Annotated in this window: 15 protein-coding genes and 1 riboswitch; of the genes, 7 read left to right on the plus strand and 8 right to left on the minus strand. The window is 66.0% G+C overall.

Going from position 1 to position 17,123, the window contains the following annotated elements; genetic code table 11:
* Positions 1-7: 7 nt before the first annotated feature.
* Positions 8-2,020, minus strand: a complete 2,013-nt coding sequence (locus D0T21_RS23245) for a S9 family peptidase (RefSeq protein WP_116992889.1) — start codon at positions 2,018-2,020, stop codon at positions 8-10.
* A gap of 125 nt (positions 2,021-2,145) precedes the next feature.
* Here D0T21_RS23245 and D0T21_RS23250 point away from each other — a divergent pair, with 125 nt between their 5' ends.
* Positions 2,146-3,072 carry a histone deacetylase family protein gene (locus tag D0T21_RS23250; protein ID WP_116992890.1) on the plus strand — a complete coding sequence of 309 codons (927 nt, stop codon included), beginning with the start codon at positions 2,146-2,148 and terminating at the stop codon, positions 3,070-3,072.
* A 25-nt stretch (positions 3,073-3,097) separates the two neighbouring features.
* Here D0T21_RS23250 and D0T21_RS23255 read toward each other — a convergent pair whose 3' ends face one another.
* Together D0T21_RS23255 and D0T21_RS23260 are read right to left on the minus strand one after the other, a co-directional pair.
* Complete coding sequence (locus D0T21_RS23255) at positions 3,098-3,685, minus strand: hypothetical protein (RefSeq protein ID WP_116992891.1); 588 nt, start codon at positions 3,683-3,685, stop codon at positions 3,098-3,100.
* A 236-nt stretch (positions 3,686-3,921) separates the two neighbouring features.
* Complete coding sequence (locus D0T21_RS23260; RefSeq protein ID WP_116992892.1) at positions 3,922-5,907, minus strand: OPT family oligopeptide transporter; 1,986 nt, start codon at positions 5,905-5,907, stop codon at positions 3,922-3,924.
* Positions 5,908-6,040: 133 nt separating this feature from the next.
* Here D0T21_RS23260 and ylqF point away from each other — a divergent pair, with 133 nt between their 5' ends.
* Positions 6,041-6,991: a ribosome biogenesis GTPase YlqF gene (gene ylqF / locus D0T21_RS23265; protein WP_116992893.1), complete on the plus strand. Its 951-nt coding sequence runs from the start codon at positions 6,041-6,043 to the stop codon at positions 6,989-6,991.
* 18 nt (positions 6,992-7,009) lie between these two features.
* On the opposite strand, the gene D0T21_RS23270 is transcribed toward ylqF, so the two are convergent.
* Entirely contained in the window at positions 7,010-7,807 is a 798-nt protein-coding gene (locus D0T21_RS23270) for a class III extradiol ring-cleavage dioxygenase (RefSeq protein WP_116992894.1), read from the minus strand.
* Positions 7,808-7,918: 111 nt separating this feature from the next.
* A riboswitch (cobalamin riboswitch) is annotated at positions 7,919-8,094 on the plus strand.
* A gap of 65 nt (positions 8,095-8,159) precedes the next feature.
* Between D0T21_RS23270 and D0T21_RS23275 the strand changes: the two genes are divergently transcribed.
* The 5 genes from D0T21_RS23275 to D0T21_RS23295 all read left to right on the plus strand — a co-directional run bounded on the left by D0T21_RS23275 (position 8,160) and on the right by D0T21_RS23295 (position 12,928).
* Positions 8,160-10,136: a TonB-dependent receptor gene (locus D0T21_RS23275; RefSeq protein WP_116992895.1), complete on the plus strand. Its 1,977-nt coding sequence runs from the start codon at positions 8,160-8,162 to the stop codon at positions 10,134-10,136.
* On the plus strand, positions 10,136-11,041 hold the full coding sequence (locus D0T21_RS23280) for a cobalamin-binding protein (protein ID WP_116994541.1): 906 nt from the start codon (positions 10,136-10,138) through the stop codon (positions 11,039-11,041). Before D0T21_RS23275 ends, D0T21_RS23280 begins: the two co-directional genes overlap by 1 nt.
* An 83-nt stretch (positions 11,042-11,124) precedes the next feature.
* Positions 11,125-11,790 (plus strand): thiol:disulfide interchange protein DsbA/DsbL, encoded by a 666-nt coding sequence (locus D0T21_RS23285; protein ID WP_116992897.1) that lies wholly within the window; start codon positions 11,125-11,127, stop codon positions 11,788-11,790.
* A gap of 8 nt (positions 11,791-11,798) precedes the next feature.
* Positions 11,799-12,131 carry a hypothetical protein gene (locus tag D0T21_RS23290; protein ID WP_116992898.1) on the plus strand — a complete coding sequence of 111 codons (333 nt, stop codon included), beginning with the start codon at positions 11,799-11,801 and terminating at the stop codon, positions 12,129-12,131.
* 50 nt (positions 12,132-12,181) lie between these two features.
* On the plus strand, positions 12,182-12,928 hold the full coding sequence (locus tag D0T21_RS23295; RefSeq protein ID WP_116992899.1) for an SDR family oxidoreductase: 747 nt from the start codon (positions 12,182-12,184) through the stop codon (positions 12,926-12,928).
* Here D0T21_RS23295 and arsN2 read toward each other — a convergent pair.
* Genes arsN2 through D0T21_RS23315 form a run of 4 tightly spaced genes read right to left on the minus strand, consistent with a single transcriptional unit; the run spans position 12,903 to position 17,110 of the window.
* Positions 12,903-13,838, minus strand: coding sequence for an arsenic resistance N-acetyltransferase ArsN2 (gene arsN2, locus D0T21_RS23300; protein ID WP_116992900.1), 936 nt, complete (start codon positions 13,836-13,838; stop codon positions 12,903-12,905). The two genes, D0T21_RS23295 and arsN2, sit on opposite strands and share 26 nt — an antisense overlap.
* Positions 13,839-13,874: 36 nt before the next feature.
* The gene (locus tag D0T21_RS23305; protein WP_116992901.1) at positions 13,875-14,735 is read right to left on the minus strand and encodes an efflux RND transporter periplasmic adaptor subunit; all 861 of its coding nucleotides are present in this window, start codon (positions 14,733-14,735) and stop codon (positions 13,875-13,877) included.
* Between the two features lie 25 nt (positions 14,736-14,760).
* A complete protein-coding gene (locus D0T21_RS23310; RefSeq protein ID WP_116992902.1) occupies positions 14,761-14,961 on the minus strand; it encodes a DUF1656 domain-containing protein in 201 nt (66 codons plus the stop codon).
* The gene (locus D0T21_RS23315) at positions 14,951-17,110 is read right to left on the minus strand and encodes an FUSC family protein (protein ID WP_116992903.1); all 2,160 of its coding nucleotides are present in this window, start codon (positions 17,108-17,110) and stop codon (positions 14,951-14,953) included. Before D0T21_RS23315 ends, D0T21_RS23310 begins: the two co-directional genes overlap by 11 nt.
* Positions 17,111-17,123 lie beyond the last annotated feature (13 nt).

Consider the following 17,123-nt stretch of genomic DNA (forward strand, 5'->3'; position numbering starts at 1 on the left):
GGGTCGGCTATTCGGCGTGCTTCAGATTGCGGTCGAGGAAGGTCTCGACCTGCTGCCAGAAGGCGATGTTGTTTTCCGGGTGGCGCCAGCCGTGGCCTTCATCGCTGTAGATGATGGAGGTCACGTTCGGGTTGTGGACCTTGACGGCGGCGGCGAAGCTCTTGGCGTGCTCGATCGGCACGCGCAGGTCCTTCAAGCCGTGCGCCATCAGCAGTGGCTGCTTGAGCTCGGCGGCGCGCAGCAGCGGCGAGTTCTGGCGCATCATCGCGGCGTCGGCCGCGTTGTCGGGGTCGCCGATCAGCAGGCGCATGCTGTAGCCCAGGTTTTCCTTCGACGCGTCCGACTGGGTGGAGGTGAAGCGCAGCTTGATGTCGGTCACGCCGGCCCATTCGACGCCGCAGCGGAACACGGCCGGGTCCTTGATCAGGCCCATCAGCGTGGCGTAGCCGCCGTAGCTGGCGCCCATGATGGCCACCCGCTGGGGATCGGCCCAGCCCTGCTGGGCGGCCCAGCGCGCGGCGTCGGCCAGGTCGTCCTGCATGGTGCCGCCCCATTGCTTCCAGCCGGCGCGGAAATGGTCGGCGCCGAAGCCGGTGCCGCCGCGGAATTCCGGCTGGATCACGACATAGCCGCGCGAGGCCAGGAAGGCCGCCTCGGCGTCCCATTCCCACGAGCCGCCGCGTGACATGGGGCCGCCGTGCACCAGCACCACGGCCGGCTGCGGCCCGCTGGCCTTGGTGGCCGGCAGCGTCACGTAGACGGGGATCGAACGGCCGTCGCGCGCGGCGTAGCGGTGGAAGCTGCGCCGGCCCATTTCGGCCGGCTTGAGGTCGGGATGGGTGCCGCCCAGGCCGACCAGGGTTCCGGTGGCGCGGGTGTAGAGGATGAATTGCAGCGGCTGGCGGTCGGAGTTGGAGGCGATCAGCAGCACCGGGCTGGCGGCGCAGTCCTGCGCGCAGTGCACGGTGTTGATGGTGCCGGGCAGGGCGGCGTCGATCCTGGCTTGCTCGGCCTTCATCACCGGGTCCAGCCAGGCGGTGGTGCCGGCGTCGGTGCGCAGGTGGATGCCGAGCAGCTTCCTGGTGACGCGGTCCACTTCGGGGCCGCCGTTGAAGTCGTAGCCCGGCGTTTCGACGAAGGGTTCGGCGTCCATCTTCATGGTCTTCAGGTTGTAGCGGAACAGCGCGGCGTAGCCCTTGTAGTTGGCGCGCACATACAGCGTGTCGGCGCCGTCGAAGAACAGCGGCACGAAACGCTGGTCCTGGTAGCAGACGCCATTGCTGATCTCGGTCCAGCTGGTGTCGTCGACGTTGCGGTAGGAGGCGATGCAGTGGCCCTTGACTTGCGAGGTGACCACGCGCGGCACGTCGTTGCCGTCGGTGAGCCAGGCATGGACCGCCGGCGGCTGGGTGCCTTCGAAGGCGCTGCGCAGCGACTGGGTGCGGGTGTTGAGGCGCATCAGGCGCGAATGGTCGGGCGCCAGATCGGTATTGTTCCACATGTAGCGCTCGACCAGGATGTCGTCCGAGCCGTCGTGGGTGACGCCGTGGTAGGCGTATTCGGCGGTCAGGGTGCGGTTGACCATATTGCTGCCGAGCTGCTTTTGCTGGTGGCCCCAGTTGCCGGCGATCAGGTGCACGCGGTTGTCGCCGTTGCGGTCGATGGCGAACTCGTCGAGGTTGCCCTCGAATTCGTTGTCCAGGTTCTTGACCGTGAAGCCGATGCGGTTTTCGTTGATCCAGTGGATGCTGGTGATGGCGGCGCGCTCGATGGCGGTCTTGGCCACGACGCTCACCTTGGTCAGGTCGGTGGTGTCGCGCACGGCCAGCGCCTGCACGCCGCCAGCCAGCATGGTGGTGATGGCCACGTAGCCGCCCTTGGGTGACAGCGACGCCTGGCTGACCTGGGGCGTGTCGAAGAAGCTGGCGACGGCCGGGGCGGCGTCGGCGGCGTGGCCGTCAAGGCTGAGCAGCGCGGCCGAGGCCAGCGCCAGGGAGCGGAAGAAAGGATAACCTGCCATGCATGACCTTTGTTGTTAAATAATCGGCAATGATATTCGGCAATTGTTTTTTTGTCCATCTCGCGCTGGAGGCCTGTGCGATATCTATGGTAGATTAGCGCCTACAAGCAGCAGACATCCGCCACATGACCACAGCCATTTACAGCCATCCCGATTGCGCCCGCCACGACATGGGCGAGTGGCACCCCGAGTCCCCCGCCCGCCTGCAAGCGATTGCCGACCAGCTGATCGGCTCGCACATCCACGACCTGCTGGAGCACCGCGAGGCGCCGCTGGTGGCGATCGCGGACCTGGAGCGCAACCATAGCCGCAACGCCATCGCCATCGTGCGCGACAACGTGCCGGCGCCGGGCGACAGCTATCCGATCGACGGCGACACCTCGCTCAACCACTACAGCTGGCGCGCCGCCCAGCGCGCCGCCGGCGCCGCCGTGGCCGCGACCGACGCCGTGATCGACGGCGAGATCGCCAACGCCTTCTGCTCGGTGCGTCCGCCCGGCCACCATGCGCGGCCGGTGGAGCCGATGGGCTTCTGCCTGTTCAACAACGTCGCCGTGGCGGCCAAGCACGCGCTCGACGCGCGCGGCCTGGCGCGGGTGGCGGTGGTCGATTTCGACGTCCACCACGGCAACGGCACCGAGGAGGCGCTGCTCGACGAGCCGCGCGCCCTGATGGTGAGCTTCTACCAGCATCCGTTTTATCCGTACTCCGAGCCGGAGCCGATCAGCGCGCACATGGTCAACGTGCCGGTGCCGGCCCACACCAAGGGCGACGCCGTGCGCCAGATCGTGCTGGAGCAATGGCTGCCGGCGCTGCACGCGTTCCAGCCGGAGATGATCTTCATCTCGGCCGGCTTCGACGCCCACCGCGAGGACGACATCGGCGGCATGGGCCTGGTGGAAGCCGATTATGCGTGGATGACGCAGCAGGTGATGGAGGTGGCCCGGCTGTACGCCAAGGGCCGCATCGTCAGCTGCCTCGAAGGCGGTTACAACCTGTCGGCGCTGGGGCGCAGCGTGGTGGCGCATGTGAAGGCGCTGGCCGACCTGTGAGCGCAGATCTGCGTCGTGCTGCCTGTCAGTGATCGTCGGTCAGCTGGTCGTATTCGCGGCGATAGCGGGGTAGACGGCGCTCCAGCGTGTTTTGCGATTGATGGTTGGCGTGTTCCACCAGCGCTAAGGCGGTGTTCAGGGCATCGCTCATCGATTTCGCGGCGACGGTCATGGCGTCGGCGGCGGACAGGGGCTGCCTGGCGGCGTGCTGTTGCAGCTGGTTGCGCAGGCGGGCGGCATTGGCCCAGTTTTTTTCGCCGGGCAGCAGTATCCACAGGTCGCGCCACGCGTTGCGGCCATCGCCTGCAATCTGCACGGCCATCTGGCGCGGTGACACGGCATCGCCCCGGAAGATGATTTCCTCGTCGACCACTTCGGCGTAGTACGACTCGCCTTCGTAGCTCATGCGCAAGCGGCTCTTTTCTGGAATGAACAGCAGCTTCCATTGATAGCCGCGCAGCGGAGCCGCCGCCGCGCGGCTGTTTTCCATCCACTCGCGGATGGCGATGATGGTCGCCTCCAGCGGCGACAGCGTGCTGCCGCTGTTGCACAGGAAATTTTCCAGTTCGGAGTATGCAGCGGGTGGCAGTTCACAGGTCCTTGCGGCATTCATGCTCGTTCTCCTTGCGCGTTGTGTCGTGTCTTGTCTCGTTCTGTCTCGTTAGACCTTGTGCGCCGCACAAAGTTCAAACGAGTCAAAACGAGACAGAACGAGACAAGCAAACGAGCACGAATGCCGCACGCGCCGATTTTGGGACCCGGTGCCTATACTGGCGGCATGGAATCCGCCCTTAAAATGAAAACGCCCTGCCGGGCGGCAGGGCGTTGGGTGTTGCGCGGCTTGCGGAATCAGGCGGCGACGTTGCGGCCGCTCCTGGCCGACCAGCGGTACAAGCCCCACACCATGGCGATGCCGAGGATCAGCGCGACGATCATGGCCTGCGCCTCGCTCAGCGAGTTGGCGATGGCCAGCGGCTCGCCCTTGCCGGAGACGACGATCAAGCCGGCCAGCGCGACGTTGAACAGGCTCTCGCCGACGATGAAGCCGGACATCACCAGCACGCCCAGGCGCTTGGCGGTGTCGCCGCCGACCTTGTGCTCCATCGCGCGGTCGAACAGGTAGCCGGCCACGGCGCCGATGCACACCGGCGTGATCACGGCGCTCGGCAGGTAGATCGCCAGGCCCACGCCCAGCGGCGGCAGCGAGTACTTGCCGTTGCTGGACTTCTTCAAGGCGAAGTTGATCGCCACCAGCAGCAGGCCGACCAGCGCGCCGTAGCCCAGCAGGTCCCAGCGCAGCTGGCCGCCGATGACGCCCTTGGCCAGGGTCGAAATCAGCAACGCCTGCGGCGCGGCCAGCGGCTGGTCCGAGATCGAATTGAGATTGGGCGCGCCGACAAAGCCGTTCGCATGGTTGAGCAGCTCCAGCACCGGTGGCACCACGCACGAACCGGCGACCACGCCGATCAGCAGGCCAACCTGCTGCTTCCACGGCGTGGCGTCGACCAGCTGGCCGGTCTTCAGGTCTTGCAGGTTGTCGTTGCCGATCACGGCCACGGCCAGCACCACGGTGGTCACGAACAGCGCGTAGGCAATCAGCGCCTGGGCTACTTCAGGACCCATGATGCTGCGGCCGACCATGCCCACGCTCAGCGCGGCGCCGAGGATGGTCAGGATGGCGATGCCGGACACCGGCGAATTCGAGGAACCGATCAGGCCCGCCATGTAGCCGCAGACGGCGGCGGCGAACATGCCGGCGACCAGGATGTAGCCGATGCCGACCGCCACCAGCGGGAACGCCAACGACGCCAGCGGGCCGCCTTGCAGGAAGCTGGCCAGCAACCAGCCGGCCGGCACCATCGACAGCAGCGTGACCAGGCCGACCACGAAGATCGGCAAGTCCTGTTCGGTGCGATCGAGCACGCCGCCATTGAGCTTGGCCTTGCGGGCCGATTCCATCGCCGACTTCAGGCCGCCGAAGATAGGCTTGGCGAGGCCGGCCAGCGTGATGATCGCGGCCATGCCAATCACGCCGGCGCCCATCATGCGCACTTCCTTGGACCAGATGCCCAGCGCGTGGGTGGCGGCGTCGACGCCGGCGGCGGCCGGGCTCAGGGAGGTCATCAACGGCACCATGATGCCCCAGGCGATGACCAGGCCGGCCAGCATCGCGATGCCGACCGTGATGCCCATCAGGTGGCCGGCGCCGATCAGCGCCAGCGAGCTCGATGCGCCGATGCCGGTCGCTCCGGAGCCGGTACGGAAGTAGATCGCCACTTCGCCGGCCATCAGCTTGACGGCGGCGCCGGCGGCGAACACCGCCGAAGCGACGCTGCCCCAGATCACGGCCCACAGGCCGGCCTTGCCTTCGGCGGCGCCGGCGCGCGAGGCCATGCCGACCTTCAGCACTTCAGCGGCGGCCACGCCTTCCGGGTAGGGCAGGTCGGACTGCGACACCAGCGCGCGGCGCAGCGGCATGGTGTACATCACGCCCAACACGCCGCCGATGGCGCAGGCGCCGAAGGTCGGCCAGAACGGCACCTTGGCCCACCAGCCTATCATCAGCAGGCCAGGCAGCACGAAGATCACCGAGGCCAGCGTGCCGGCGGCCGAGGCGATGGTCTGGACGATGTTGTTTTCCTGGATGGTGGCATCCTTGAAGGCGCTCAGCAGCGCCATCGAGATGACGGCCGCCGGGATCGAGGTGGCGAAAGTCAGACCCACTTTCAGTCCCAGGTAGACCTGAGCCGCCGTGAAGACCAGCGTAATCAGTATGCCCAGGATAATCCCGCGAACGGTGATTTCCTTGGGGTTGGACGGTGCAGCTATGCTCATCTTCAGCACTCCGGTGGAGAAATAATATTGTTTATATGGTCAGGAAAAAGGAAAAGCGCCTCATGATATCCGAAGTCTAGTCGAGCCAGCAGGTAAAATAGCGGATTGTCAGAACGATTTTGAAGGTCAGAGCATGTCGATACAATGGTACCCAGGGCACATGAACGCCGCCAAGAAAAAGGCGGCCGAGCAGATGGAGAACACCGATCTGGTGATCGAGGTGGTCGACGCGCGCCTGCCCGAGGCCAGCACCAATCCGATGGTGGAGGAGCTGCGCAAGTTCCGCCAGCGTCCGTGCCTGAAGATCCTCAACAAGATCGACCTGGCCGATCCGGCCGCCACGGCGGCCTGGGTGGCCTATTACAACGCGCAGGAAGGCGTGACCGCGTTCGCGATGACCACCAAGAAGCCGGCCGACGTCACCCGCGTGCCGGAACTGGCCAAGCAGCTGGCGCCGCACCGCGGCGTGCCGACCAAGCCGCTGCGCATCATGATCATGGGGATACCCAACGTCGGCAAGTCGACGCTGATGAACGCCCTGCTCAAGCGCAAGGTGGCCAAGGTCGGCGACGAGCCGGCGGTGACCAAGCAGCAGCAGAAGCTTTACCTGGACAAGAACACCATCCTGGTCGACACGCCGGGCATGCTGTGGCCGAAGATCGCGCTGCCGAGCGACGGCTTGATGCTGGCCGCCAGCCACGCGATCGGCTCGAACGCGCTGATCGAAGAGGAAGTGGCGGTGTTCCTGGCCGACGAGATGCTGAAGTACTACCCGCAGCTGCTGGTGGCGCGCTACGGCTTCAAGGACATCGAGAGCTTCGACGGCATCGCGGTGGTGGAGGGCGTGGCGGCCAAGCGCGGCTTCCGCCAGAAGGGCGGCGACCTCGATTTCGAGAAGGCGTCGCATACCTTCCTGGGCGACTACCGCAGCGGCATCCTGGGCCGCATCTCGCTGGAGACGCCGGCCAGCCGCAAGGGGCGGCTGGAGGTGCACGATGCCGAGATGGCCGTCAAGAACGCCGAGAAAGCCGCCATCGCCGCCGCCAAGGCCGCCGACTACGCCAACGGCAAGCGCGGCACCTGAGCTGGTACTAGCTGCGGACTAGCCGAAGCGGAAGCTGGTCACGGCCAGCGATCCCATGAACGCTTCTTCATGGTACGGGACCGTCGCCGCGTCGTTCTCCGCCGCGCCCAAGGCCACCATCAGCGGCAGCAAATGCTCCTCGCGCGGATGCGCCATGCGCGCGGCCGGCGCCTGCTCCCATTCCAATAAGCGCGCCGCGCGCTCCTGCGGCGGCAGCGCCATGGTCGCGCGCAGCCAGCCGTCGAAGGCGTGCGAGGCCGCCGCGCCTTGGGCGTTGAAAGCGCGCAGGTTGTGGTAACTCAGCCCGCTGCCGACGATCAGCACCCCCTGCTCACGCAAGGGCGCCAGCAAACGGCCCACTTCCAGATGCGTCAAAGGATCGAGGCCGCGCTTGAGCGACAGCTGCACGATGGGCACATCCGCATTCGGATAGATCGGGTACATGGCGCTGAAGGTGCCGTGGTCGAAGCCGCGCTGCGCGTCCAGCTGCGCCGGGAAGCCGCCCGCGTCGAGCAGCTGCCGGACCTGCGCCGCCAGCTCCGGCGAACCCGGTGCGTTGTACCGCACCTCGTAGGTATGCGGCGGGAAGCCGCCGTAGTCGTAGATCATAGTCGGCTTGGCCGACGACGACAGCATGAAATCACGTTCCTCCCAATGCGCGGTAATCACCAGCACCGCCTTCGGCGTCACGCCGAGCTGGCGCGGGATGTCGCGCAGCGAGGCGTCCAGCTGGCCGTACAGATGACCCACCTGGTCCATCATGAACGGCCACGGGCCGCCGCCGTGGGACAGGAAATAGGTTGGCAACAGATTCATGGCAAAGCTCCGGTATGAGTATGACCTCACTATAAGGACCGTAGCCGTTGCAATCAATGCACGAAATGTAGATAGGTCCTATCTAAAAAGTTAATGATCCGGGGCGCGCGCGTATAATGCCGGGGTTCTGGTGCTTGCCCATGTGCTCACATGTGCAGTTAAACGGGAAACATAAGGCCGCCCGCGCCCACGGCGCGACGGCCAAGGTGTGCTGCCCCCGCAACGGTAACGCGAGGCTTTGTTCAGCCTTGCCAGCCCGGATATCGGCCAGACAGGGGGAAGCCCGCGCGGCTTCCGTACACTTCCAGCCTGCGGGGACGCGGGCGGATGTCTCTTTTGAAAATGACCTGACATGCAATCCTCCGCCTTCCAACCGCGCCTGCTGGCCGCCGCCGTCTCCCTGTGCTTTACCGCCGCCGTTCCCGCCGCCGCCCAGATCTCCGAGGTGCTCGCGCCCATCGTCATCACCGGCTCGCGCTTCGACGCCAACGCGGCGCTGACGCCGATCGGCGCCGTCGTCATCACGGCCGAAGACATCCAGCGCGCCGGCGCCAACGACGTCAACTCCGCCATCCGCAAGGTGGGCGGCGTGTACGGCCGCCAAAGCCTGGACGGCAGCCCGGACTTCAGCCTGGACCTGCGCGGCTTCGGCACCAACAGCAGCCAGAATATGGTGATCGTGCTGGATGGCGTGCGCCTGTCGGAAAATGAACTGAGCAACGCCATCCTGTCGACCATTCCGATCGACACCGTGGACCACATCGAAATCACGCGCGGCGGCGCCAGCGTGTTGTACGGCGACGGCGCCACCGGCGGCGTGATCAACATCGTCACCAAGCGCCCGGAAAAGAACAGCCGCCGCGGCAGCGTGTTCGTCGAGGGCGGCCAGTTCCGCGCGGGCGAAGCGCGCGTTTCCGGCTTCCAGGCCTGGGACGGCTTCGCCGCCGACGCCACGCTGGACACCCAGCGCACCGACAACTACCGCGATAACAACGAATTCAAGCACACCCACTTCAGCGGCGGCGCGCAATGGTTCGACAACGCCGGCCGCGCGGGCTTCCGCTACGAAGGCGCGCGCCAGGACATGCGCCTTCCTGGTTCGCTGAGCGAGGACGACTACAAGGCCAATCCGCGCAAGGCCAGCACGCCCGACGATTACGCCAAGCTCGATAGCGACCGCCTCACCGCCTTCGGCCAGCGCCGCATCGGCGCCTACGACCTGGCGGCCGACCTGTCGTACCGCAAGAAGACGGTGGAGTCGGCTTACAACTTCGGCGGCCCGCCGTCGGTCACCACCTACGATAGCAAGCAAACCCAGTTCTCGCCGCGCGTGCGTCGCCTGGGCGAGATCGGCGGCCTGCTGAACGAGATGGTGGCCGGCTTCGACTGGACCGTCTGGAACCGCACCGCCACCACCAGTGCCATGTATTCCGCAGCCGATGCGACGCAGCACTCGAAAGCCCTGTACGTCCGTGACGAACTGCGTTTCGACGCCGCCCATGAAGGCCGCGTTTCGGCCGGCGTGCGCCGCGAGATATTCAACAAAGACTTCAGCGATCCGCTGAACGGCTTTGGCAGCAAGGCCTACAAGGTGACGCAAGGCCTGAACGCGTGGGAACTGCAAGCGAGTTACGTGCCGGTGGCGCACCTGACCGTCTACGGCAAGGCCGGCCAAAGCTACCGCGTCGCCAACTCCGATGAAAACGCGCTGACGCCTGACTATAACAAGCCGCTGTTGTCGCAGCAGTCGCACGACCTGGAACTGGGCGTCAGCTATGGTGCCGCCGCGCAGAAAATCACCGGCCGCGTGTTCCGCCACAACCTGACCAATGAGATCTTCTTCGATCCGACGATCTACGCCAACACCAACCTGGCGCCGACCCGCCGCGAAGGCTTCGAGATCGACGCCGAGCAGCGCATCAACGCCGCCTGGAACCTGACCGCGCACTACCAGCACGTGGACGCCAAGTTCACCGAAGGCGTCAACAACGGCAAGGAGATGGTGCTGGTGCCGAAGAACACGCTGACCGCGCGCCTGAGCTGGACCCTGGCCAGCGGCCACACCGCCGATGTCGGCGCACAGTGGGTCGACAGCCAGCGCAACGGCGCGGACTTCGACAACAAGTGCCCGGCGCAGATCCCTTCCTACACCACGTTGGACGCGCGTTATGCCCGCAAGCTGGGCCAATGGGAGTTCGCGGTGTCGGGCCTGAACCTGGCCGACAAGCGCTACTTCTCGCAAGCCTTCAGCTGCGACAAGGGCATCCAGGGCGGCATCTACACCGCCGACGGCCGCCAGCTGAAACTGTCGGCCCGCTACGAGTTCTGATGCGCGCCATGACCACGACCGCTCGCCAGGCCTCGCCGCTAGTACTGGCGCTGGCGCTGGCCTGCACGGCGGCCTGCGCGCAGGCCGCCGTCACGGTGCAGGACGACGCCGGCAACAGCGTCGCCGTCGCCAAGCCGGCGCAGCGCATCATCTCGATGGCGCCGCACATCACCGAGCTGCTGTTCGCGGCCGGTGGCGGCGAGCGCGTGGTCGGCGTAATGAACTACAGCGACTACCCGGAAGCGGCCAAGCGCATCCCGCAGGTCGGCAGCGACGCCACCATCGACATGGAGCACGTGCTGGCGCTGCGCCCGGACCTGCTGGTGGTGTGGAAGAGCGGGAACACCGCGCGCCAGCTGGAGCAGCTGAAAAGCCTGGGCATCCCGATCTTCTACAGCGATCCGCAAAAGCTGGAGCAGGTGGCCACCAGTCTGACCCGCCTGGGCCAGCTGATGGGCACCGAGGCCGCCGCGCACAAGGCGGCGCAGGACTACCGCCAGCGGATCGCCAAGCTGTCGGCCAGCTACGCGCAACGGCCGACGGTGCGGGTGTTCTATCAAATCTGGGAAAAGCCGATCTTCACCCTCAGCGGTGAGCACATCGTCAGCGACGCGATCCGCGTCTGCGGCGGACAGAACGTGTTCGCCGCGCTCAAGGTGCCGGCGCCCACCGTCAGCACCGAGGCGGTATTGCAGGAAAACCCGGAAGCCATCTTCGGCGGCGACCAGCACGACGCTGAATCCGGCATCAATATCTGGAAGCAGTACAAGGGCATGCTGGCGGTCCAGCGCGGCAACCTGTTCATGCTGGACGGCGAACAGCTGGTGCGCGCCACGCCGCGCATCGCCGACGGCGTCGCCATGCTGTGCGAGCGGCTGGAGACGGCGCGCCGGCGCCGGCCCTGAGGCTTAACTCCGCCGACATTTGCACAGCGTGGAAAAGGTGGTAATCTCGCGGCGTTTGCCACTCACCTTGTTGAAGGACTGTTATGCGTTTTCTGAGCCTGCTGCGCCCCCTGATTGCCACCGCCGCCTTCATGGCCGCCGCCGCCGGCGCCCATGCCGCCGATTTCAAGAACGGCGTTGACTTCACCACGCTGGACGCGGCCAGCCGCCCGGACACCGGCAAGAAGGTCGAAGTGCTGGAAGTGTTCATGTACCACTGCCCGCATTGCAACGCGCTCGAAACGCCGCTGGCGGGCTGGGTCAAGAAGCAGGGAGACAAGATCGTGTTCCGCCGCATGCACCTGGGCGAGGATGCGCAAGCCAAGGCCTTCTTCACGCTGGAAGCGATGAACGCGCTGGGCAACGGCCTGCACGAAAAGTTCTTCCACGCCGTGCACGTCGAGCACAACCGCCTCAACACCGACCAGTCCATCCTGGACTTCGTCGTCAAGAATGGCGTCGACAAGGCCAAATATCTGGAATTTTTCAACTCCTTCGCGGTCCAAACGAAGATGAAACGTGGCGTGCAGGTGGCAAACCAGTATAAACTCGACAGTGCCCCGGCCCTGGTGATCGATGGTCACTATACGACCTCGCCAGCCATCGCCGGCCACGGCCTGGCGACGGTCCCCGAGGCGCACGCCGCCATGTTTGCGGTGATGGATAGCCTGGTTGCCAAGTCGGCCCAGGAACGCGCCGCCAAGAAGTAAGGAACGATATGAAAGAAATCAGCGATGAACGCAAGGCTGCCGAGGGCGAGGTCATGAAGATCTACAAGGAATCCTCGCCGGTCATCGAGACCCTGTTCGAATGGGCCTACATCAACCACGTGGCATGGAGCGTGGCGGTGCTGGCGCTGGGCTTCATCGTCTGGCTGCTGATCGCGTTGAGCAATGCCGAGAACCAGCGCAACGCGCTGATGACCAAGCAGTGCGCCGATCCCGTCTTCAAGGGGGAGCTCGACAAGAAGTGCCTGCGCACCGTGCACTCGCGCGAGCATTGGTGGGAGCATGTCGGCTACGCGCTGACCCACGTCAGCCCGGAAAAATAAGCATGACACCAGCCCGCAGCAGCGGGCTTTTTTCTGTGACAAGGCATACGATGAAACAAGTGATACTGGTCACCGGCAGCAGCCGGGGCATAGGCGCGGCGACGGCGCTGATGGCGAGCCGGCGCGGCTACGCGGTGTGCATCAACTACCTGCGCGACGCGCAGGCGGCCGCGCAGCTGCGCGCGCAGATCGTGGCCGAGGGCGGCGAGGCGATCGCCGTGCAGGCCGACGTCAGCGTGGAGGCCGACGTGCAGCGTTTGTTCGAGACCATCGACGAGGAACTGGGGCCGCTGACGGCGCTGGTCAACAACGTCGGCATCTTGGAGCAGCAGTGTCGTTTGACCGAGATGTCGGTGGAGCGCCTGCAGCGGGTGTTCACCACCAATGTGATCAGCTACTTCCTGTGCTGCAAAGAGGCGGTCAAGCGCATGTCGACCGCCGATGGCGGGCAGGGCGGCGGCATCGTCAACCTGTCGTCCGGCGCGGCCCGGCATGGGGCGCCGAATGTCTACATCGATTACGCCTCGTCCAAGGGCGCCATCGACGTGATGACGCTGGGCCTGTCGAAGGAAGTGGCGGCCGAAGGCATTCGCGTCAACTGCGTACGCCCGGGTATGATTTATACCGATATCCACGCCAGCGGCGGCGACCCTGGCCGCGTGGCGCGGCTGGAGTCCAACGTGCCGATGCTGCGCGGCGGCCAGCCGGAGGAAATCGCCGAGACGATCTTGTGGCTGCTCAGCCCACAATCGTCCTACGTCAGCGGCGCCATCATCGACGCCGCCGGCGCGCGCTAGTAAGCATCTTCATGGCGGTCGCGCTGGCGGGGCAGGCTCCTTGAAATTCGTGGGACTGATACAACTGATCGGGGATGCGCTTCCGGGAAACCACGACGAACCCCAGGTTTGAAAAATAGGATGCTGCGGTAGTCGTCAGCAAATACAGGGTGGTGACGCCTAGCCCGGAAGCCTGTTCCGTCAAACACGTCAGCAATTGCCTGCCCCAGCCCTGGTCGCGCGATCCGGCTTTGACGACTACGGACCGCAGCAGCGCGTTGACGCCGTACACTTCGAGGCCGCCGGCGCATACGAGTTTGCCGTCGGACTCGCCGACCACAAACTGCGCCAGGTGTTCTTGCGCCCCGTCCTGCGGCAAACCTTCTTCCAGCAGCATGCGCTTGATCTGCGGCCAGTCGCGGCGGGTCGCCGGCCGCAAGGCCGTTGCACCGCACTCGGCCCGGTCGGTCGGCGCAAGCGTTAGAGCGTTCAGCAACAGTCGCAGCGACTCTTGCACTTGCGCGTGGTGGTCTTGGGATACCTGTGCCAGCAACTGCGCGGCGTGATCGTTCAACTGCTGTTCCAGCTGCCGGGCGCGGGTCCGGCCCGCCGGCGTCAGGGACAGCACGACGCTTCTGCGGTCCTGCTCACTGGCTTGTTTCGAGATGCAGCCCTCCGTCACCAGCGTATCGACGGCGCGGCTGATCCAGCCCTTGTCCAGGCCCAGCCGTTCAGCCAGCGCCTGCTGCGGCAACCCTTCCTCCCGCAACAATTCGGTCAGTACATGGCATTGCACGGTCGAGGCGCCGTCGCCACATTTGGCCTGCTTGCGCTGGTCGCGCACATACAGACGGACGATCTCACGTAGCAGCGTAGCGGCTGGAACTGGCATATGCATCATTTGGTTGTCAATCACAACCAAATAATGCATCCTTGAATTCTGGTTGTCAACGACAACTAAATATCCTTAGCCGTGGATCACCACCGTGCAGGTGGTGCCGGCCACCAGTTCGAGCCCCTTCGGTTGCTGGTCGATGTGGATGCGCACCGGCACCCGCTGCGCCAGCCGCACCCAGTTGAAGGTCGGGTTGACGTCGGCCAGCAGCTCGCGGCCGGTGTTGGCGTCGCGGTCGGTGATGCCGTGGGCGATGCTCTCGATATGGCCTTGCAGCTGGGCCGCGCCGCTCATCAGGTGCACTTCGACGGCGTCGTTCACCTTCAGCAGCGGCAGCTTGGTCTCCTCGAAATAGCCGACCACATAGAACGAGGCGCTGTTGATCATCGCCAGCTTGGCCGCGCCGACGGCGGCGAAGTCGCCCGCGTGCACGTTCAGGTTGGTGACATAGCCGGTGACGGGCGCGCGCACCACCGTGCGTTCCAGGTTCAGCTCCGCCAGGTTGCGCGCCGCCAGCGCGGCCTGGTACTGCGCCGCCGCCGTGCCGACTGCGAATTCCGCCGTCTCTTTGCTCTCGGCCGAGATGATGGAATTGTCCAGCCCCGCGCGGCGATTGGCTTCCTTGCTGCGCCGGCCTTTCTCCACCTGCTGCGACGCCAGCACGGCGTTGGCCTGCACCAGCGCGCTCTGGTAGCGGGCCTTGTCGACCACGAACAGCACGTCGCCCTGCTTGACCAGCTGGTTATCGCGCACCATCACGTCGGTGACGGTGCCGGCGACGTCGGCGCTGATGGTGACCACATCGGCCTTGATGCGGCCATCGCGGGTCCAGGCGGATTCCATGTAGTGGTCCCAGGCCGAGCGTCCCATCCACAGGGCGGCGGCCAGCAGCAGCATGGTCAGGAAAAAGCGGAAGATTTTGGATGCACTCACGGCGGGCTTTCTGATTGAGTTGAATTTATTTGTACAGTGTGACCAGCAGGGCGCTGAAGATGCAGACGAACAGGCACAGACGCACCAGCGCCGGATGCCAGCTGCGGCGGTAGGCGCCGAGGTGGCTCAAGGCGCTGTCGAGCGCCACTTGCAGCACCAGGCTGACGAGGAACAGCGGCAGCACGCCGGGCAGCAGTACGCCGAAAAAGTCGATCTCACGCGGCATGGCCGGTTACTCCTGTAGTGATCTGGTCCAGCAGGGACGTGTAAATGGAATGCAGGTCGGTCAGCGCGGTGTGCAGGCGCAGCTGGCGTTCCGGCGTGGCCGAGGGCAGGGCGGCGCGCACGCTGGCGCCGGCGTCCAGTATCGATTGCAGCGCCGTCTCGCCGCTGGCGCGCGCCGGCGCCCGCAGGTAGGCGGCCAGCTGGCGCACCACCAGCTTCAGCGCCACCGGCACCGGGCCTGGCTGCGAGCTGGCGATCAGCTGGCGCAGCTCGATCACGGCGTGGCCCAGCTCCAGCAAGGTCAGTCCCTGGCGCACCACGGCGCGCGCGGCTTCGTTGGGCGCCGGGCCGGAGGCTGCGTTCAGTTGGCTGAGCAGGTCGCGCACGCGGTTGTCGAAGCGCCGCTTCAGCCGGTACAGCGACGCGCTGCAGGCGCCCTGCGCCTCGCGCCACAGGGCGGCGGCCACATGGTCCTTCTGGCCCATCGTGTGTTCCGGCAGGACCAGCTTGAACATCAGGTAGGCCACCGCCACGCCCATCGTCAGCGACAGTTCGCTGCTCATGAAGCTCTCCACGTCGTAGTGCATCAAGTTGGTCGGCACCACCAGCGTGGCGCAGAACATGCAGATGCCGATGCCCACGCCGGCCCAGCGCGGGCTGGTCATCAGATAGCTGCCAAGCACGAAGATCGGCAGGGCGGCGATGATCAGTGTCGGGAAGTCGTTGGCGCGGGCGACCAGGAAGAATTCGGTGGCGAAGGCCAGCGGCGTCGCCACCAGGAAGCCGATCAGCACCTGCTGCACCATGGCGGTCGGACGCGGCGACGACGAGGCCAGCGCGCAGAAAATGGTCGCCATCAAAATGGCGTTGCCGAGAAAGGGCCAGGCCAGCCAGTACCAGACGCCGGCCGTCAGCAGCAGCGTGGCGCCGGCGCGGAAGCCGCTGGCGGCGATGATGGCCGGCGGCGTCTTCGGCGTGTAGGCGCCGGGATCGCTGACCTGCTGCTGCTTTTCCTGCGCCAGGCCGTGATACAAGCCGGTGAAGGCTTCCATGTCGCGCACGTAGCGTTCCAGCAGTTCCACCGCCGTGTCGAAGTCGATCTGCTGCGCGCGTTCGAGCGGCGCGGTCGTTGTCCCTGCTGCTGCCGCCAGTTGGGCGCGGGCGGCGCCGATGTCGCTTGCCAGGCCGGCGCGCATCTGCGCCATGCGTGCCGCCGTCAGCTCGTCGCCCATGGCTTGCGCCAGATGCGCGTGCATCGGCTCGACCAGTTCCAGCACCGGCTGCGCATGCGCCGTAGCCGCGCCGCGCAGGCGGTGGATCAGGCGGTGCAGCGTGTAGAAGGTGGTCAGCACCGTCATGAAGGCGGCGTTGAAGGCATGCAGCTGGCGCGTATGCGAGCGAGGATGGTCGGCCTCGAAGAAGGCGGCGGCGCGGCCCGACTCCAGCGCGGCGATGTCGGCGGCGAACTTCAGGTGGCTGAGTTCCGTCTCGGCCGGCGTCAGGCGCTGCTCCAGCACCTGCGTGCAGAAGGTGATGAAGCTGGCATAGCGCGCCTGCACGGTGCGCATCACGGCGCGCGAATGGCGGCGCGGGAAGACCACATCGTGCACCACGGCGGCGCAGATGATGCCCAGTCCGACCTCGGTCACGCGCGTGACGGCCAGCGTGAACACGCGGTCCGGCGCGTCGATGGCGGGGACGGCGATCATGCAGGCGGTGTAGCCGGCCAGGACGAAGCTGTACGATTGCTGGTTGCGGTGCATGGCGGCGCCGCCGGTGCACAGGGCGATCCACACCGCCACGCCGATGAACAGCAGCGGCGGCGATTGCGGGAACAGCGCCACCAGCAGCAGCGATGCCGAGCAGCCGACCAGCGTGCCGAGAAAACGGTAGAAAGCCTTTTCCAGCACCATGCCGCTGCTGGGCAGGGCCAGGATCACGGTGGTGGCGAGTGCGGTGTAGGGGGCGTCGAGGCCGAGGCGGAAGGCCAGCCACAGCGCGGAGAAGGACGCCAGCATGGTCTTGGCGACGAACACCCAGCGCTCGCCCTCGGTGTTGAACCAGCCGGCGGTCTGCGCCGCCAGCCAGCGCAACGCTCCCCTTGCCGCGCTTGGGTCCTGGGGGGGAGTGGCGGCTTGGGGAGGGTTCATGGCGTCAGTTCAG

It is taken from the genome of Duganella sp. BJB476, assembly GCF_003416895.1.
Lineage (GTDB): Bacteria > Pseudomonadota > Gammaproteobacteria > Burkholderiales > Burkholderiaceae_D > Rugamonas.

What these genes read in the sequence shown, in the direction of transcription:
- D0T21_RS23245 (WP_116992889.1), bottom strand. Translation starts at nt 2,020, where the DNA reads ATGGCAGGTTATCCTTTCTTCCGCTCCCTGGCGCTGGCCTCGGCCGCG.
- D0T21_RS23250 (WP_116992890.1), top strand. Translation starts at nt 2,146, where the DNA reads ATGACCACAGCCATTTACAGCCATCCCGATTGCGCCCGCCACGACATG.
- D0T21_RS23255 (WP_116992891.1), bottom strand. Translation starts at nt 3,685, where the DNA reads ATGAATGCCGCAAGGACCTGTGAACTGCCACCCGCTGCATACTCCGAA.
- D0T21_RS23260 (WP_116992892.1), bottom strand. Translation starts at nt 5,907, where the DNA reads ATGAGCATAGCTGCACCGTCCAACCCCAAGGAAATCACCGTTCGCGGG.
- ylqF (WP_116992893.1), top strand. Translation starts at nt 6,041, where the DNA reads ATGTCGATACAATGGTACCCAGGGCACATGAACGCCGCCAAGAAAAAG.
- D0T21_RS23270 (WP_116992894.1), bottom strand. Translation starts at nt 7,807, where the DNA reads ATGAATCTGTTGCCAACCTATTTCCTGTCCCACGGCGGCGGCCCGTGG.
- D0T21_RS23275 (WP_116992895.1), top strand. Translation starts at nt 8,160, where the DNA reads ATGCAATCCTCCGCCTTCCAACCGCGCCTGCTGGCCGCCGCCGTCTCC.
- D0T21_RS23280 (WP_116994541.1), top strand. Translation starts at nt 10,136, where the DNA reads ATGCGCGCCATGACCACGACCGCTCGCCAGGCCTCGCCGCTAGTACTG.
- D0T21_RS23285 (WP_116992897.1), top strand. Translation starts at nt 11,125, where the DNA reads ATGCGTTTTCTGAGCCTGCTGCGCCCCCTGATTGCCACCGCCGCCTTC.
- D0T21_RS23290 (WP_116992898.1), top strand. Translation starts at nt 11,799, where the DNA reads ATGAAAGAAATCAGCGATGAACGCAAGGCTGCCGAGGGCGAGGTCATG.
- D0T21_RS23295 (WP_116992899.1), top strand. Translation starts at nt 12,182, where the DNA reads ATGAAACAAGTGATACTGGTCACCGGCAGCAGCCGGGGCATAGGCGCG.
- arsN2 (WP_116992900.1), bottom strand. Translation starts at nt 13,838, where the DNA reads ATGCATTATTTGGTTGTGATTGACAACCAAATGATGCATATGCCAGTT.
- D0T21_RS23310 (WP_116992902.1), bottom strand. Translation starts at nt 14,961, where the DNA reads ATGCCGCGTGAGATCGACTTTTTCGGCGTACTGCTGCCCGGCGTGCTG.
- D0T21_RS23315 (WP_116992903.1), bottom strand. Translation starts at nt 17,110, where the DNA reads ATGAACCCTCCCCAAGCCGCCACTCCCCCCCAGGACCCAAGCGCGGCA.